This is a genomic window from Nocardioides sp. CF8 (genome assembly GCF_000389985.1).
In the GTDB taxonomy this organism is placed as follows: domain Bacteria; phylum Actinomycetota; class Actinomycetes; order Propionibacteriales; family Nocardioidaceae; genus Nocardioides; species Nocardioides allogilvus.
Genome location: NZ_CM001852.1, coordinates 3193985 through 3207718, shown reverse-complemented (window position 1 = coordinate 3207718; position 13734 = coordinate 3193985). Strand labels below are relative to the sequence as shown.

14 protein-coding genes are annotated in these 13734 nt (G+C 69.9%); 8 read left to right on the top strand and 6 right to left on the bottom strand.

Translation table 11 applies throughout. The annotated features are described in order from the left end of the window. Positions 1–43 precede the first annotated feature (43 nt). The 5 genes from CF8_RS15665 to CF8_RS15645 are packed head-to-tail and all read left to right on the top strand — an operon-like array spanning position 44 to position 5305. Positions 44–3106, top strand: coding sequence for a sensor histidine kinase (locus tag CF8_RS15665; protein WP_010834083.1), 3063 nt, complete (start codon positions 44–46; stop codon positions 3104–3106). 15 nt (positions 3107–3121) lie between these two features. Further along, positions 3122–3541, top strand: a complete 420-nt coding sequence (locus CF8_RS15660; protein WP_010834082.1) for a roadblock/LC7 domain-containing protein — start codon at positions 3122–3124, stop codon at positions 3539–3541. 12 nt (positions 3542–3553) lie between these two features. Next, positions 3554–3928, top strand: a complete 375-nt coding sequence (locus CF8_RS15655) for a DUF742 domain-containing protein (protein ID WP_036491215.1) — start codon at positions 3554–3556, stop codon at positions 3926–3928. Continuing rightward, the gene (locus tag CF8_RS15650) at positions 3909–4499 is read left to right on the top strand and encodes a GTP-binding protein (protein ID WP_010834080.1); all 591 of its coding nucleotides are present in this window, start codon (positions 3909–3911) and stop codon (positions 4497–4499) included. Before CF8_RS15655 ends, CF8_RS15650 begins: the two co-directional genes overlap by 20 nt. Then, positions 4499–5305 (top strand): ABC transporter substrate-binding protein, encoded by an 807-nt coding sequence (locus CF8_RS15645; protein WP_036491213.1) that lies wholly within the window; start codon positions 4499–4501, stop codon positions 5303–5305. The genes CF8_RS15650 and CF8_RS15645 overlap by 1 nt, the downstream gene beginning before the upstream one ends. Here CF8_RS15645 and CF8_RS15640 read toward each other — a convergent pair whose 3' ends face one another. The 3 genes from CF8_RS15640 to CF8_RS15630 are packed head-to-tail and all read right to left on the bottom strand — an operon-like array spanning position 5306 to position 7835. Further along, positions 5306–5659, bottom strand: a complete 354-nt coding sequence (locus CF8_RS15640) for a hypothetical protein (RefSeq protein ID WP_010834078.1) — start codon at positions 5657–5659, stop codon at positions 5306–5308. It abuts the gene before it with no gap. A gap of 29 nt (positions 5660–5688) precedes the next feature. Beyond that, entirely contained in the window at positions 5689–6795 is a 1107-nt protein-coding gene (locus tag CF8_RS15635) for a calcium:proton antiporter (RefSeq protein WP_010834077.1), read from the bottom strand. Between the two features lie 26 nt (positions 6796–6821). Next, a complete protein-coding gene (locus tag CF8_RS15630) occupies positions 6822–7835 on the bottom strand; it encodes a GTP pyrophosphokinase (RefSeq protein WP_036493352.1) in 1014 nt (337 codons plus the stop codon). Between the two features lie 161 nt (positions 7836–7996). On the opposite strand from CF8_RS15630, the gene CF8_RS15625 reads away from it, so the two are divergent. After that, positions 7997–8353 (top strand): hypothetical protein, encoded by a 357-nt coding sequence (locus CF8_RS15625; protein ID WP_036491211.1) that lies wholly within the window; start codon positions 7997–7999, stop codon positions 8351–8353. A 27-nt stretch (positions 8354–8380) separates the two neighbouring features. Here the strand turns inward: CF8_RS15625 and CF8_RS15620 are convergent, their stop codons facing one another. Next, complete coding sequence (locus CF8_RS15620) at positions 8381–8950, bottom strand: mismatch-specific DNA-glycosylase (RefSeq protein ID WP_010834074.1); 570 nt, start codon at positions 8948–8950, stop codon at positions 8381–8383. Between the two features lie 68 nt (positions 8951–9018). Here CF8_RS15620 and CF8_RS15615 point away from each other — a divergent pair, with 68 nt between their 5' ends. Next, a complete protein-coding gene (locus CF8_RS15615; protein ID WP_156887242.1) occupies positions 9019–9552 on the top strand; it encodes a hypothetical protein in 534 nt (177 codons plus the stop codon). 13 nt (positions 9553–9565) lie between these two features. On the opposite strand, the gene CF8_RS15610 is transcribed toward CF8_RS15615, so the two are convergent. Continuing rightward, the gene (locus CF8_RS15610) at positions 9566–10960 is read right to left on the bottom strand and encodes a phosphodiester glycosidase family protein (protein WP_198016862.1); all 1395 of its coding nucleotides are present in this window, start codon (positions 10958–10960) and stop codon (positions 9566–9568) included. Positions 10961–11094: 134 nt separating this feature from the next. Here CF8_RS15610 and CF8_RS15605 point away from each other — a divergent pair, with 134 nt between their 5' ends. Further along, a complete protein-coding gene (locus CF8_RS15605; RefSeq protein WP_010834071.1) occupies positions 11095–12255 on the top strand; it encodes a site-specific DNA-methyltransferase in 1161 nt (386 codons plus the stop codon). Here CF8_RS15605 and CF8_RS15600 read toward each other — a convergent pair. Further along, entirely contained in the window at positions 12252–13661 is a 1410-nt protein-coding gene (locus tag CF8_RS15600; protein ID WP_010834070.1) for a WS/DGAT/MGAT family O-acyltransferase, read from the bottom strand. The two genes, CF8_RS15605 and CF8_RS15600, sit on opposite strands and share 4 nt — an antisense overlap. Between the last annotated feature and the right edge of the window lie 73 nt (positions 13662–13734).

Here is a 13734-nt window from a genome sequence, read left to right as displayed (position 1 = left end):
CAGCCGTCCCTCGGGCGGAGAAGATGAAAGTCATGGGGTCCACATGAGCGACCAGAGCCCGTCCCAGGGACGCGACTCCCAACTCGCCGTCTCCGGCTGGCCGCTGCGACGCAAGGTTGCGCTCGCACTGGCGATCCCGCTGCTCCTCGCAGCGGCTTTCGGTGGCCTCCGGGTCACCAACGACCTCGAGCAGTCCGGCAACGCGTCGGCCAGTGCCCGGCAGGTCACCGTGCTCGAGCCCGCGATCGCCTACCTCACCGCGGCTGAGAAGGGCATGGTCGCGGCCCAGTCGACGACCGGCACCAGCCAGAACGAGCTCGACGACGCGCTGGCCGAGATCAAGACTGCCGCCGCCGCGCTTCTCGAGGCCCGTGACGACGCCGACCTCACCACTGAGCAGGGACGCCAGGTCGACGTGATCCTCAGCCTCAGCCGCGCCCTGCGCGACGAGGCGACCGGCCCCGTCAGCCCCGGCACGTGGATCGCCCAGCTGCGGCAGATGCAGTCGGGTGTCACCAAGCTGATCACCACCATCATCAACGAGCAGCTCACCCCCGAGCCCCGCCTCGAGCTGCTGTCCCAGGCGCTCGGTGGTCGCTTCGCGCTCGCCATGCAGCAGGCGCTGGGTGCCACTGAGCGCACCGGTCGCAACGACGCTCTCCCCCTCTTCTCCGAGTTCGGTGCCGAGAGTGCCGCGCTCGACCGTCTTGCCGGCCAGCTGGGCGACGCCGACGACTCGATCCAGGCCCTGCGCACCAACAACGGCGAGCGTGCCAACGAGATCCGCACCGGTGGCAGCGACCTCGGTGGCGCCGACGCCTACGACGAATACGACAAGCTGCAGACCACGCTGCTCGACGGCGTGGACGAGCAGCTCGCCGAGACCGCGTCCGACGCCCGCCGCCGCGCCCTGCTCAACGCCCTGCTGACCCTGATCGCGCTCGGCGCCGCCATCGCGCTCGCCCTGCTGATCTCGCGCACTCTCGTCAACCCGATCCGCCGGGTCCGCGAGGGCGCCCTCAAGGTGGCCCGCCAGGACCTGCCCGACGCGGTCGCCCGCATCCGGGCCGGTTCGGAGCCGGGCCCGATCAAGCGCATCGACGTCACCACGCACGAAGAGGTCGGCCAGCTGGCCCGGGCCGTGGACGACCTCCACCAGCAGGCCGTCACCCTCGCCTCCGGCGAAGCCAAGCTCCGCGCCCAGGTCGGCGAGATGTTCGTGACGCTCTCGCGCCGCAACACCACGCTGATCAACCAGCAGCTCAACCTCATCGAGGCGCTGGAGAGCGACGAGGAGGACCCGAAGCGGCTCGAGAGCCTCTTCCGCCTCGACCACCTCGCGGCCCGCATGCGCCGTACGGCCGACTCGCTGCTCATCCTCGCCGACGCGCCCACGCGCTCGGCCGGCTGGGAGAGCGTCTCCATCGGCGAGACCCTGCAGGCCGCGACCGCGGGTGTGACCGACTACCAGCGCGTGCGGGTCGAGTCCGACCTGCCGATCCTGGTCAACGAGTCCGCCGCCGGTGACCTGGTCCACCTCGTCACCGAGCTGGTCGACAACTCGCTGTCCTACTCCTCGCCGCACACCAGCGTGGTGCTCGACTCCGTCGTCACCGACAACGGTGTCACCATCACGGTGGCCGATGCGGGACTCGGCATCCCCGTCGACGAGCTCAAGCAGATCAACGAGAACCTGCGCACCGGCGTCGAGGTCACCCCCGACACCGCCCGTCGCATGGGCCTGTTCGTGGTCAGCCGGCTCGCCCAGCGCCACGGCGTCAGCGTCACGCTGAAGGCCAACAGCGGCGACGGCACGACCGCCTACGTCCTGGTGCCCAACGCGATCCTGCCCGAGCGCGCGCACCTCGAGCCGACTCCGGTCGAGCCCGAGCTCGAGCCCGAGCCATTCGTGGAGGAGCAGGACGAGGCACTCGAGGACTCCCCGGCACTGGTGCCGCCCACCCAGCTCCCGACGCGCGGCTCCCACGTGTCCGCCGTGGACGCGTCCGACCCGCTGGGCATCGGCGACTCCCACCTGCGCTCGGTCAGCCCCGTGTTGCCGACCCGCGAGCGCGGCGCGACCCTGCCCACGCTCAGCGCGGCCGGCGTCCAGCTCCCCAAGGCCGACGGCGAGGAGACCGAGCCGGAGGCGCCGCGCGAGACCAAGCGCGCCACCGGTGGGATGGCGTTGCGTTCCAAGCGCGACCTGACCCCCGTTGCGCCCATCGTCTCGGCCGTTCCGGATCTCCCGCGGGAGCCCGAGGTCGCCGAGAAGGTGGCCGACGAGTTCACCGAGGACGCCCCCGAGACCTACGCCACGACGTCCGCGCTCGACGAACCGGCGTCGTTCGAAGAAGCCGTCGAGGTCGAGGCCCCGGTCGTCGAGACCCCTGTGGTCGAGGCCGAGCCGGTCGTCGAGGAGGAGATCGAGGAGGAGAGCCCCGAGGCGCACATCGCGGCCCTCATGGCCAAGATCCGTCCCCAGCGCGGACGCCTGCCGATCCCGGACTACGACGAGGTCGACCACGCCGCCATCTTGCAGATGCCCTCGCGCGAGCGCGGTTCGCTCGGTGACCCGCTGACCGACCCCCTGCCGAGCGAGCACGAGGTGATCGAGCACGAGGTGGTCGCACCGGTCGCCACGACGGCCCTGCTGGAGCCCGTGGAGACCTCGTGGATCGAGGCCACCACCGAGGCGCCTGCCGCCAACCTGGTGTCGGAGCCGGTCTTCGAGCCGGCCCTCGATGCCAGCACGACCACTGTCCTGGACCAGCCGGCTCCGGTCGAGCGGGTCGAGGAGCCGGCGCTCAACGGGTCTGCGAAGTCGTCGTGGCTGAGCACCGACGAGCAGGACCGCGCGTGGACCTCGACCGAGGTCGAGGCAGGGTGGGAGCGGGCCGACACCGTCGCCGGGACCCACGAAGAAGTATCCATAGATTCCGGACTGCCGGTCCGCCGCCCAGGTGCACGTCTCGTGCCGGGCAGCGTCACCAAGCCCGTGGGGAGCGCCGGTCGCGACCCCGAAGCCATCCGTGCTCGACTGTCCGCTCACAAGGCCGGTGTCCGCCGTGGACGCACTGCCTCCGTGCCTGCCGACGACCAGTAAGAAAGTAGAAGAGAAATGACCGAGTCCCAAGGCATCTCTGCCACCGACAACAACCTGAACTGGCTGGTGTCTCGCTTCGTCGAGGAGGTGACCGACGCGGCCCACGCGATCCTGGTGTCCGCCGACGGCCTCCTGATGGCGGAGAGCCAGAGCATCCCCGGCGAGCGGGCCGAGCAGGTTGCGGCCGTGTCGTCCGGTCTGGCCAGCCTCGCCGTCGGTGCCGCGCGCCTCTTCGACGGTGGGGCAGTGCTCCAGACCGTCGTGGAGATGGAGCACGGCTACCTCATGCTCATGAGCGTCGGCGACGGCTCCAACCTCACGGTCCTGACCGAAGAGGACGCGGACATCGGCCAGGTCGGTTACGAGATGGCGCTGCTCGTCGAGCGCGTCGGTCAGACCGTCCAGGCCGGGGCCCGCGTCAGTTCGTCGAACTGAGCGTGACCGGCCGTGACACCAGTTGAGTCAGACGGATCGGACGAGCAGGTCAGGAGACCTCGCTTCGTCCGGCCGTACACCATCACTTCAGGGCGGACCCACGCGACCGTGGACCTGCCCATGGAAGCGACCCTGCGTCTGGAACCCACGGACGACGGCGCCTCGGTGAGCGCCGCCGCCCTCCAGGTGCTCGAGGTGTGTGACCGACGCTCCGTCGCTGAGTGCGCGGCCCTCGTCAAGATGCCAATCGGCGTCGTGCGCGTCCTGCTCAGCGATCTCGTCGAGCACGGGTTCATCCGCGTACAAGCAACCATCACCGAGAACTCGTCCAAGGACGAGCGGATAGAGCTCATCGAAAGGACCCTCCGTGGACTCCGCACCTACTAGTCGCAACAAGGCAGCGTCGACCAAGATCGTCATCGCTGGCGGTTTCGGCGTTGGCAAGACAACCCTGGTCGGCTCTGTGTCGGAGATCCAACCGCTGCGCACCGAAGCGCTCGTCACCAACGAGTCGGAGGGCGTCGACAACCTCGACGCCGTCCCCTCGAAGGCGACCACCACCGTCGCCATGGACTTCGGCCGGCTGACGCTGGGCGAGGACCTGATCCTCTACCTCTTCGGCACGCCGGGCCAGCGCCGCTTCTGGTTCATGTGGGACGACCTGTGCCTCGGCGCGATCGGTGCGATCGTCATCGTCGACACCGCGCGACTCGACGAGTCCTTCTCGCCCCTCGACTACTTCGAGGCCAAGGGCCTGCCGTTCATCGTCGCGGTCAACCAGTTCGACGGCATCGAGCAGTACACCCTCGACCAGGTCAAGGCCGCCCTCGCGCTGCCGCCCGAGGTCCCGATCATCTCCATCGATGCACGCGATCGCGAGTCTGCCAAGGCCGCCCTCATCCGGGTCACCGAATACGCCCTCGAGCACCTCACCCGGACGCTGGCAGGTGCCAGCTGATGCGCACCTCACGTCTGCCGATGGCGCGTGTGGCCATCGCTTCGGTGGTCGTGCTCGCCCTGGCCGGCTGCGGCTCCGACGGTTCGTCGACGAGCGCACCCGAGCCCGAGCTCGTCAAGGACGGCGCCCTGAAGGTGTGCACGTCCCTGCCCTACGAGCCCTTCGAGTTCGAGCAGGGCGGTGAGGTCGTCGGCTTCGACATCGACCTCGTCAACGAAGTGGCCGCGGCGCTCGACGTCAAGGCGGAGTTCGTCAACGAGAACTTCGACGACATCGCCTCGGGGGAGCTGTTCAACGACGGGAGCTGCGACGTGGGCGTCGCCGCCATGTCGATCAACGGCGACCGGGCCCGCGTCGTCGACTTCTCCAGCCCCTACTTCAACGCCGCGCAGGTGATGGTGGTGCAGAAGGGCAGCGGGATCGACGACCTCAGCGACCTCGGCGGCGGGCGCATCGCCGTACAGGAAGCGACCACCGGCGAGCTCTATGCCAACGACCACGCGCCGACCAACACCCAGATCGTGTCCTACAAGAACGTCCAGGACGTCGACTCCGCGCTCAGCGGCGGCGCCGTCGACGCCGGCATCTACGACAACAACATCGTCGGTGACGCCATCAAGCGGCACCCCGACTTCGAGGTCGTCTCCGAGTTCGACACGGGCGAGCAGTACGGCATGGCGGTGGAGAAGGACGGCAACGTCGACCTCCTGCGCGTCATCAACGAGGTGCTCGCCGACATCCAGGAGAGCGGTCGCTACGACGAGATCTACGAGACCTGGTTCGGCAAGGCCAAGGCCCAGAAGTAGCTAGCGGTTGATCAGGTAGATCCCGACCGCCGAGGGGATCAGCCCGACGAGCAGCCACGGGGTGAGCGGCTTCTTGCCGTGGATCACGAACGCGACCGCGATCGCGATCACGCCGAACGCGCCGGCGATCAGGCACAGGCCGACCTGGGCACCGGGGCGCGGGTTGTCGAGGAAGAGCGCCGCGATGATCAGGCCCATCACCAGGTGGAAGATCGTGGTCACGGCGAGCGCGGACATCACCCAGCGCTGCACGCGGGTGAGGCTCTTGTTCTCGGACGCGTGATCGCGCACCGGGCGTGGTGCGTTGGGGTCCATCAGGTGTCGCGCGCGGCGGGGCTGGGCGGGCTCGGTCATCTCGGTCTCTCGGTCGGGGTGTCAGGGGCTCAGGGAGCGATGGTCAAGAAGATGAAGGCCGCCAGCAGGACGAGGTGCACGCCGCCCTGCAGGGGCTTGGCACGACCTGGGACCACGGTCAGGATGGCGACGACCACGGTCAGGAACAGCAGCACGATCTGCACGTTGTCGAGACCGAGGGACAGCGGCCCGTCGAGCCAGATCGACGCGACGGCGAGGGTCGGGATGGTCAGGCCGATCGAGGCCATGGCCGAGCCGAACGCGAGGTTGAGGCTGACCTGGACCCGCTCGCGGGCGGCGGCGCGGACCGCTGCGATCGACTCCGGCAGCAGCACGAGCAGGGCGATCGCGACACCGACGACGGCGTTCGGGAAGCCGACCGCCGCGACGCCGTCCTCGATGGCCGGCGAGACGATCTTGGCCAGGCCGACGACGGCGACGAGCGAGACGACGAGGAGCCCGGCGCTCCAGGCGGTCGTGCGGTTGTCCGGCGGGTCGGCGTGTCCGTCGTCGTCCGCGTCCACGTGGTCGCCCGTCCGGAGCGTCTCCCCGTCGCGATCGACGGGCAGGAAGAAGTCACGGTGCCGGATCGTCTGGGTGAAGACGAACAGGCCGTAGAGCACGAGCGAGGCGATGGCGGCGAAGGCGAGCTGCGGGCCGGTGTAGACGGGCCCGGGCTCGGACATGGTGAACGACGGCAGCACCAGGCAGACCGTGGCCAGCGTGACGACGGTGGCGAGCATGGAGCCGGTGCCCTCGGGGTTGAACACCGCGAGGTGGTGCTTCAGCGCGCTGACCAGCAGTGACAGGCCGAGGATGCCGTTGATGCTGATCATCACGGCAGCGAAGACGGTGTCGCGGGCGAGACCGGAGGTGTCCTTGTCGGCGGTGATCATCAGCGTGATGATCAGCGCCACCTCGATGACCGTGACGGCGACCGCGAGCACCAGCGAGCCGAGCGGTTCGCCGACCCGGTGGGCGACGACCTCGGCGTGGTGGACCGCTGCCAGCACGGCTCCCACCAGCACCACGGCGACGAGGGTCAGCACTGCTGCGCCCGGGTGGCGCCCCCAGGTCGCGGCGAGCAGGAGCGCAGCGAGGACTGGCGTGAGCGAGGTCCAGAGCGGGCGCGGCATGGGCCAACCCTAGAGAGTGGTCCTCATCAGCCGTCGGGCGAGTTCAGCTTCGCGAGTCGTTCGGTGAGCTTCTCCACCCGGTGGGAGTTGCCCTTCAGGTCGACGTACTGCTGGCCGAAGATCGCGAGCAGGGCGTCGTCGAGACGACGGACTGCACCAGCGGGATAGCGGTAGCCCATCCGTCGGATGATTGCGTCGGCGTCGACAGAGGTGAGCAGCCCGTCGAGCTCGTCGAGCGAGGTGATGCCCAGCTCGAGCATCAGGCCGCCGATCCAGCCGTAGTGGTCGGTGTGCGACCAGCCGGCGTCGGCGTACTGCCCGGCCAGGAAGGCTGCCAGCTCCTGCCCGCTGATGCGCGGGTCGCTGGGATCGGCCTCGCCGGGGGAGACCGGGGCCACCGCCTGGAGACGCTCGCGGATGGTGGAGAACTCCCGGTCGGCGAGCTCGAGCAGCCCGGCCGCCAGTGTGAAGCGGCGGTCGAGGTCGGGGACGTACTCCTCCGGGACGGTGCCCTTGTAGCGGATGTCGTGCTCGAACTCGGCCCACGCGTGCTGCAGCACGGTGCGCACCTGCACGCTCGCCCGGTGGCCGCGCACCTCGTCGTACGGCGCCTGGTGCACCTCGTCGTCCGGGGGATCGGGCGTCACCAGGAGGTGCCGGCTGGCGTAGCCGAAGCCGCCGGCGCGTGCGGTCTCCTGGCCCATGTCGCGATCGTCCAGGATCGTCAGCTCGTCGTCGAGGAGCTCCGCGACCGCGGCCACGTCGCTGTGGACGTAGGTGATGACGCGCACGCCGATCTGGTCGGTGATCTGGACGAGGGGATCGGGGTAGAGGAGCTGGTCGCCGACGTTCCGCGCCGCCTTGGCGGCGAACGACGCGACGCTCTTCGTCCGGCCGGTGACGCTGAGGTAGTTGATGCCGGCGTCGTCGAGCAGGGTGGTGATCAGCTCGACGAAGTGCTCGGTCGGCTCCACCAGTCCGGGCTGCAGCGCGGCATAGGCGCGCACGGCTTCGCGAACGGGCAGGTCAGTGGGGGGCACGGGCACAGCCTCTCAGATTCGCGGGCCGCAAAGCGTCCACAGGGCAGGTGTGCCTGCGACCTCTCCACAGGTCGTACGTCGCAACGCCGGTGATGTCGGTGGACCTGGCCACGGTGGGTAGGGCGTCAGGACGACGCACACCACACCGAAGGAGGACCCAGATGACCCATCACGCACGGACCGGCGATCGGCTCAGCCTCACCCCTGCCCTCGACGCCGGAGAGGCGGCCTTCCTCGCCGGCTTCGGCCGACGGCCCGGCCAGGTGGCCCGGATCTGGCCAGGGCAGCCGGCCGTGCCGTCGCCCTGGATCCCCTGTGACGAGGGGTGCTGCCTGGCGCTCGCGGCGGGGTCGGTCGCTGCGGGGCAGTGGCTGCGGTTCCTGATCGCCGAGTTCCTCGGCGAGAGCCATCAGGTCGACGGCTCGCTCGACGTGCCCGGACCGTTCGGGCTGGGGGCGTCGCTGCTCATCGTGGAGGGCGGCGAGGTCTTCGAGGGCGAGCTGGGGGACGCGTCGTGACCACGCCGTGTCAGGGGCGGAGCCGGTTCAGCCGAGGATCCCTGCGGCGCGCGCCGGCTCGGCATAGGCAGCGGCGAGGGTGGCCACCGTGTGGTGGGCGTTCAGACCGCTGGGGTTGGGCACGACCCACAGCTCGGCCTCGCCCAACGGCTGGGGTTGCCGTCCGGCGGTGGCCTTGCGATCCGCGAACGCCAGGCGGTAGGCGGTGATGCCGGCGACCGCGACGACGCGCGGTCGGAGCGTGGTGACGAGCTCGAGCAGTCGAGCGCCGCCGGCTCGCAGCTCGTCGGTCGTGAGCTCGTCGGCGCGCACGGTGGCCCGTGGGACGAGGTTGGTGATGCCGAGACCGCGCGAGCGGAAGTAGGCGCGGTCCTCCTCGTCCATGCCCGCAGCGGCATCGATGGGGCGATCGATGATCCCGGCCTGCAGCAGCGCGGGGTAGAAGCGGTTCACCGGGTGCGCGAAGTGGGTCTGGGTCGCGGCGGTCCACAGCCCGGGGTTGATGCCGACGAAGAGCAGCCGCACGTCCGGTCCGACGAGGTCGGGGACCTCCGTGTCACGGAACGACTCGAGCTCGGCGCGGGTGAACAGGGCCATGGCCTCGAGCCTAGGCACTGGGCGCTGGACGGGCGGAACCCGGTCGCGCGGGCTATCGTCCTAGTGCCATGAGCCAAAGAACTTTGCGTTCCAGCGCCGCGTGCTGCGTCTTCGTGCTCGTGAGCGTCCTGGGCTGCGGGAGCGACTCAGGTGATGGGAACGCGACCGACACCTCGACGACCGAGCCGGCTCCGTCCGAGTCCGGCTCGCCGGGCTCCGACACCTCGACCGGCGCGGGTGGCCACTTCGTGGTCGGTGAGAGCGTCGAGCCCGGACAGGCCGTGATCGTGAGCGCGTCCAACGTGGACGGCGAGACCGCCGAGCGCGCCAGCGCGCTGGTCGACAAGAAGTCGGTCGAGTCCTTCGTGTCCGCGACCGACGCCCGCCTGGCCGCCGACGTGCGCACCGCCATCGAGGAGGTGCAGGTCCCCGACGACAGCACGCTCTTCGGTGCCGTGGTCTCGGTGGGCTGTCACACCCCGACCGGCATCACCTGGTCCACGACGTTCGAGGGCATCGAGGTGGCGCCGGTGCTGCCCAAGTCGAAGGTGCAGTGCCTGGTGCCGGTCACCTCGGTGGCGTTGTTCCTCGTGCCCAACTGATCCGGCCGGGTCGTCAGCGCCCGGCGGCAGTGGGGGTCGGAGTCGGCGTCGGGGTGGGGGTCGGCGCCGGTGTCGGCGGCACGGGCGGCAGGATCGGCGGGAACGTGCCGTTGTAGTAGATGCCGACCCCGTTGGCCACCTTGCGCTCGACGCCGCCCGAGGACGGCTCGTTGATGACGCCCATCTCGCCGGTCACCTTGCGCGAGTAGAGCGTCGAGGAGCCGCCGCCGTCGAAGTTGAGCGCGCTCTCCGCGCCGAGCGCGCGCATCATGGTCGCGAGCTCCACCATGGTGTAGCCGCGGCTCACGGCCGAGCGGCCGTCGATCACCAGGAACAACAGCTTCCGGCCGTCGACGTCGATGCCCACCGCCGTACGCGGATGCATGAGGCGGTCGTTGATGACCGTCTGCACCCCGTTGAGCAGCAGGGGACGGTCGCCGGACACGGCGACGGTGGCCCCGGGCTTGGCCTTGAACTTGAAGGTCGCCTTGCGCCCGACCTTGAGGTCCCGCAGCAGCTTGGCGGCCGAACCGCGCCCGACCATGACCTGTCCCTTGACCTTGCGGCCCTTGGACAACGTGCCCTTGTTGGAGACGATCTTGCCGTTGACGACGACGACCTCGCGGGCCTTCTTGTCCCCGTCGGTGACGGAGTAGCCCTTGGTCCAGCCCCAGTCGCTCGTGTAGACACCGATCGAGTCCGGGGCGATGGTGGGGGCATTCAGGCCGCTGACGGGCCAGCGCGGGCGCTGGCGGAGCTTGGTCCGCGTCACCATGGCGCCGACCTGCGGCTGGCCGGCGGAGTCGAGGTAGAACGAGGCGTTCTCGGGGATCCAGCCGCTGGCCGACCCCTGGACCAGGCCGCGCTGGCGGTCGATGCCGACGCCGAGGGCAGCGCCGGTGTCGGAGATGTCGAAGAAGTCGCCGTTCACCGCCCCGATGACACCTTCCGCGGCACCCAGCTTGCTGACGGTCTTGGTGCGGACGGCGTACTTGGCGCCGAGGTAGTCCAAGGAGATGTTCGGGGCGTTGAGGTCGACGGTGAGCAGGTTGGCGCGGATCGGGCCGCGGTAGTCGGTCTGGTCCCACTCGCGGATGGTCATGCCGGGGGCGATCTCGTAGGTCACGTCGCTGGTCACCGTGGCCGGCTCGTCGCGGGTCCCCCGGGGCAGCTGGCGCGCGATCCGTGCGCGCACCCCGTCGGATGTCTGTCCCGGCCTGCCCATCACCGTCCCGGGCTCGCGGAGCGCACGCCGCTGGAGCGGCCCGAGGCCGTCACCGTCGCCCTGGGCGGACGAGGTGGGACGGACGCTCTCGGGCGAGGAGAGGGCAGGTGCGGCGACGGCGAGCATCGAGCAGCCGAGGGCGCCGGCGAGCAGGGCAGAGGTCACGCGTGTGGAGGAAGGCACGCGCTCCAGAGTAAAGGCGCGGCGAAGCCTGCCGGACGAGGTCGGTGGCGTGTCGGTGCTGGGCGGTCGGGGCGTCATCACCAGTGGAAGACGAACCCACCGCGGGGAAGGTTGTCGCCACTAGGCTGCCCGGCGTGGCTGCGCGCGAGGACAACGTCTTCATCGAGGGGGACAACCTCGAGGTGCTCCCCACCCTCGAGCCGGGCAGCGTCGACCTGATCTACACCGACCCGCCCTACAACACCGGCAACGACTTCGCCTACGCCGATTCGTTCCGCTCCGACGGCGGCGGCCGCGCGAGCCGGCACGAGGCCTGGGTGGCGATGATGCGCCCGCGCCTGGTGGCGATGCGCGACGTCCTGGCCGACACGGGCGCACTCTTCATCAGCATCGACGACAACGAGGCGGCGTACCTCCGACTACTGCTCGACGAGGTCTTCGGCGAGGCCAACTTCCTCGCCCAGGTCGTCGTCAACCTCAATCCGAAGGGCCGCCAGCTCGGCGGGGGCTTCGCGACCAGTCACGAATACCTCTTCGCCTACGCCCGCGACGCCAAGCAGTGCGTGCTCGACGCCAGCAGCCCCGACACGGTCAACGCCGACGACTTTCCCCTCCTCACCGACGACGGCCGCGCCTTCCGCCACCTACCGCTGCGCAACACCAACAAGAAGTTCAACCCGGTCACCTCGCCCACCCTCCACTTCCCCGTGTACGGCGACCCGCTGACCGGCGCCGTCGCGACGACCTGCTTCGACGGCGCCCAGGAGGTGTGGCCGGTCTTCGGCGACGGTCGGCCCGCGGTGTGGCGCTGGTCGCGCCCGCGCATCGACGAGCGGCCCGACGACCTGGTGTGCCGCGAGATCAACGGCCGCAACGGGGCCCGGGTCGATGTCTTCCAGCGCGACTGGCTGCACCGCGACGGGGGCCGTCGCAAGAAGCTCACCACGATCTGGCTCTCCGAGGAGATCGGCTCCACCGACACGGCGGTCGCGGAGCTGAAGGGGCTGATCGGGCACGTCTTCGAGTCGCCCAAGCCGACCGGGCTGGTCCGGCGCATCCTGGCCACGATGCCGCCCGACGCGGTGGTGCTCGACCCCTTCGCCGGCAGCGGCACCACCGGTCACGCCGTCGCGCTCGCCAACGCCGCCGACGCAGGCACGCGTCGCTGCATCAGCATCAACTCCGGCGAGCCCACCCGGCCGGGCTCGAACGCCGCCAACGCGGGCTTCGCCACGGTCGCCGACATCACCCGCGCCCGGCTCGCCGCTGTCCTCGAGCGGCACGGCGGGAGCTAGAGACCAGCGGCCTTCTCGAGCGCGGCGAGCTCGTCGTCGAGGTAGGTCAGCAGCCGCTGCAGGTGGGGCACCGTCCGACGGCAGCCGGTGAGGCCGAAGCCCATGTTGCCGTCGTAGGACACGCAGGTGATGTTGAGCGCCACGCCGTTGATCGGGATGGAGAGCGGGTACTGGCCGACCTGCTTGGCACCGTTGAAGTACTGCGTGGTGCGTGAACCGGGCACGTTGCTGATCGCGACGTTGAACGGTGGACGCACGACCCCCTGCAGCCGCAGCATCGGGATCAGGAACGACGGAGTCATGCCGAGCGCGCTCATCGCCATGATCTGGGTCGGTGTCATCGAGGCGAGCGCGGCCTTGCCCGCCTTCATCGAACGGTGGATGTTCGCGAGCCGGTCGCCCGGGTCGGCCAGGTCGGTGCCGAGCTGGACCATCACGGAGCCGACCGCGTTGCCACCGTCGGCGGAGGCGTTGCTCGGCGCCTTGGCGTGGAGACCGACCGGCACCATGGAGACCATCGAGGCGTCGGGCAGCGCGTCGAAGTCGAGGAGGTACTGCCGCAGTGCGCCGCTGCACATCGCCAGCACGACGTCGTTGATCGTCGTGCCGGTGGCCTTGCCGATGCTCGTCATCCTCGCGATCTCCCACTGCTGGCCCGCGAAGCGCCGCGAGCCGGTGATCGGCTGGTTGAACATCGTGCGAGGGGCATACAGCGACAGCGCCGACGTCTCGTTGCGCAGGCTCTTGTTGAGCGTCTTGACCAGCGCCCCGGGCATCCCGGCCGCGTCGGCGCTGACTGCCAGCGCCGAGCGCAGCGCCGAGAGCGGCACCTCGGACAGGGACTGCTGGGTGGTCGCGCGGGCCTTCTCCACCTTCGCCCGCGCAGGTCGCGCTGCCCACAGCGGCGGCATGTCGCGTTCGTCGGGATCGGACGACATGCTGTTCGCCATCAGCCGCATCGCGGAGATGCCGTCGACGAGCCCGTGGTGCATCTTGGTGTAGACGGCGATCCGGCCGTCGTTGAGTCCTTCGATGATGTGGCTCTCCCACAGCGGCCGCTCGCGGCCCAGCCGCTGGGAGTGCAGGCGCGAGCACAGGTCGAGCAGCTCACGGACGCGTCCCGGCTGGGGGAGGGCGCTGTGGCGCACGTGGTGCTCGATGTCGAACTGGGTGTCGTGCTCCCAGACGAACTGCCCGGCGGTCGTCAGGGAGCGCTTGGGGCGCTTGAGGAAGAGTGGTGCGATCTCCGCCTCGCTCGTGGTGCTCGCCTCGTAGATCTCCCGGGCGTAGTTGTCACCGGCACCCGCGGGCTTCTCGAACAGCTGGAGCCCCCCGACGTGCATCGGTTGCTTGCGGCTCTCGGCATACAGGAAAGCCACGGACGTCGGGTCGATCGGTGTCACCATGCTGGGTCCCTCCTTGGACGCAAGCCCGATCCTCGCGCCATGTGAGTCGGGCCACAAGGGAAACGACCATCCC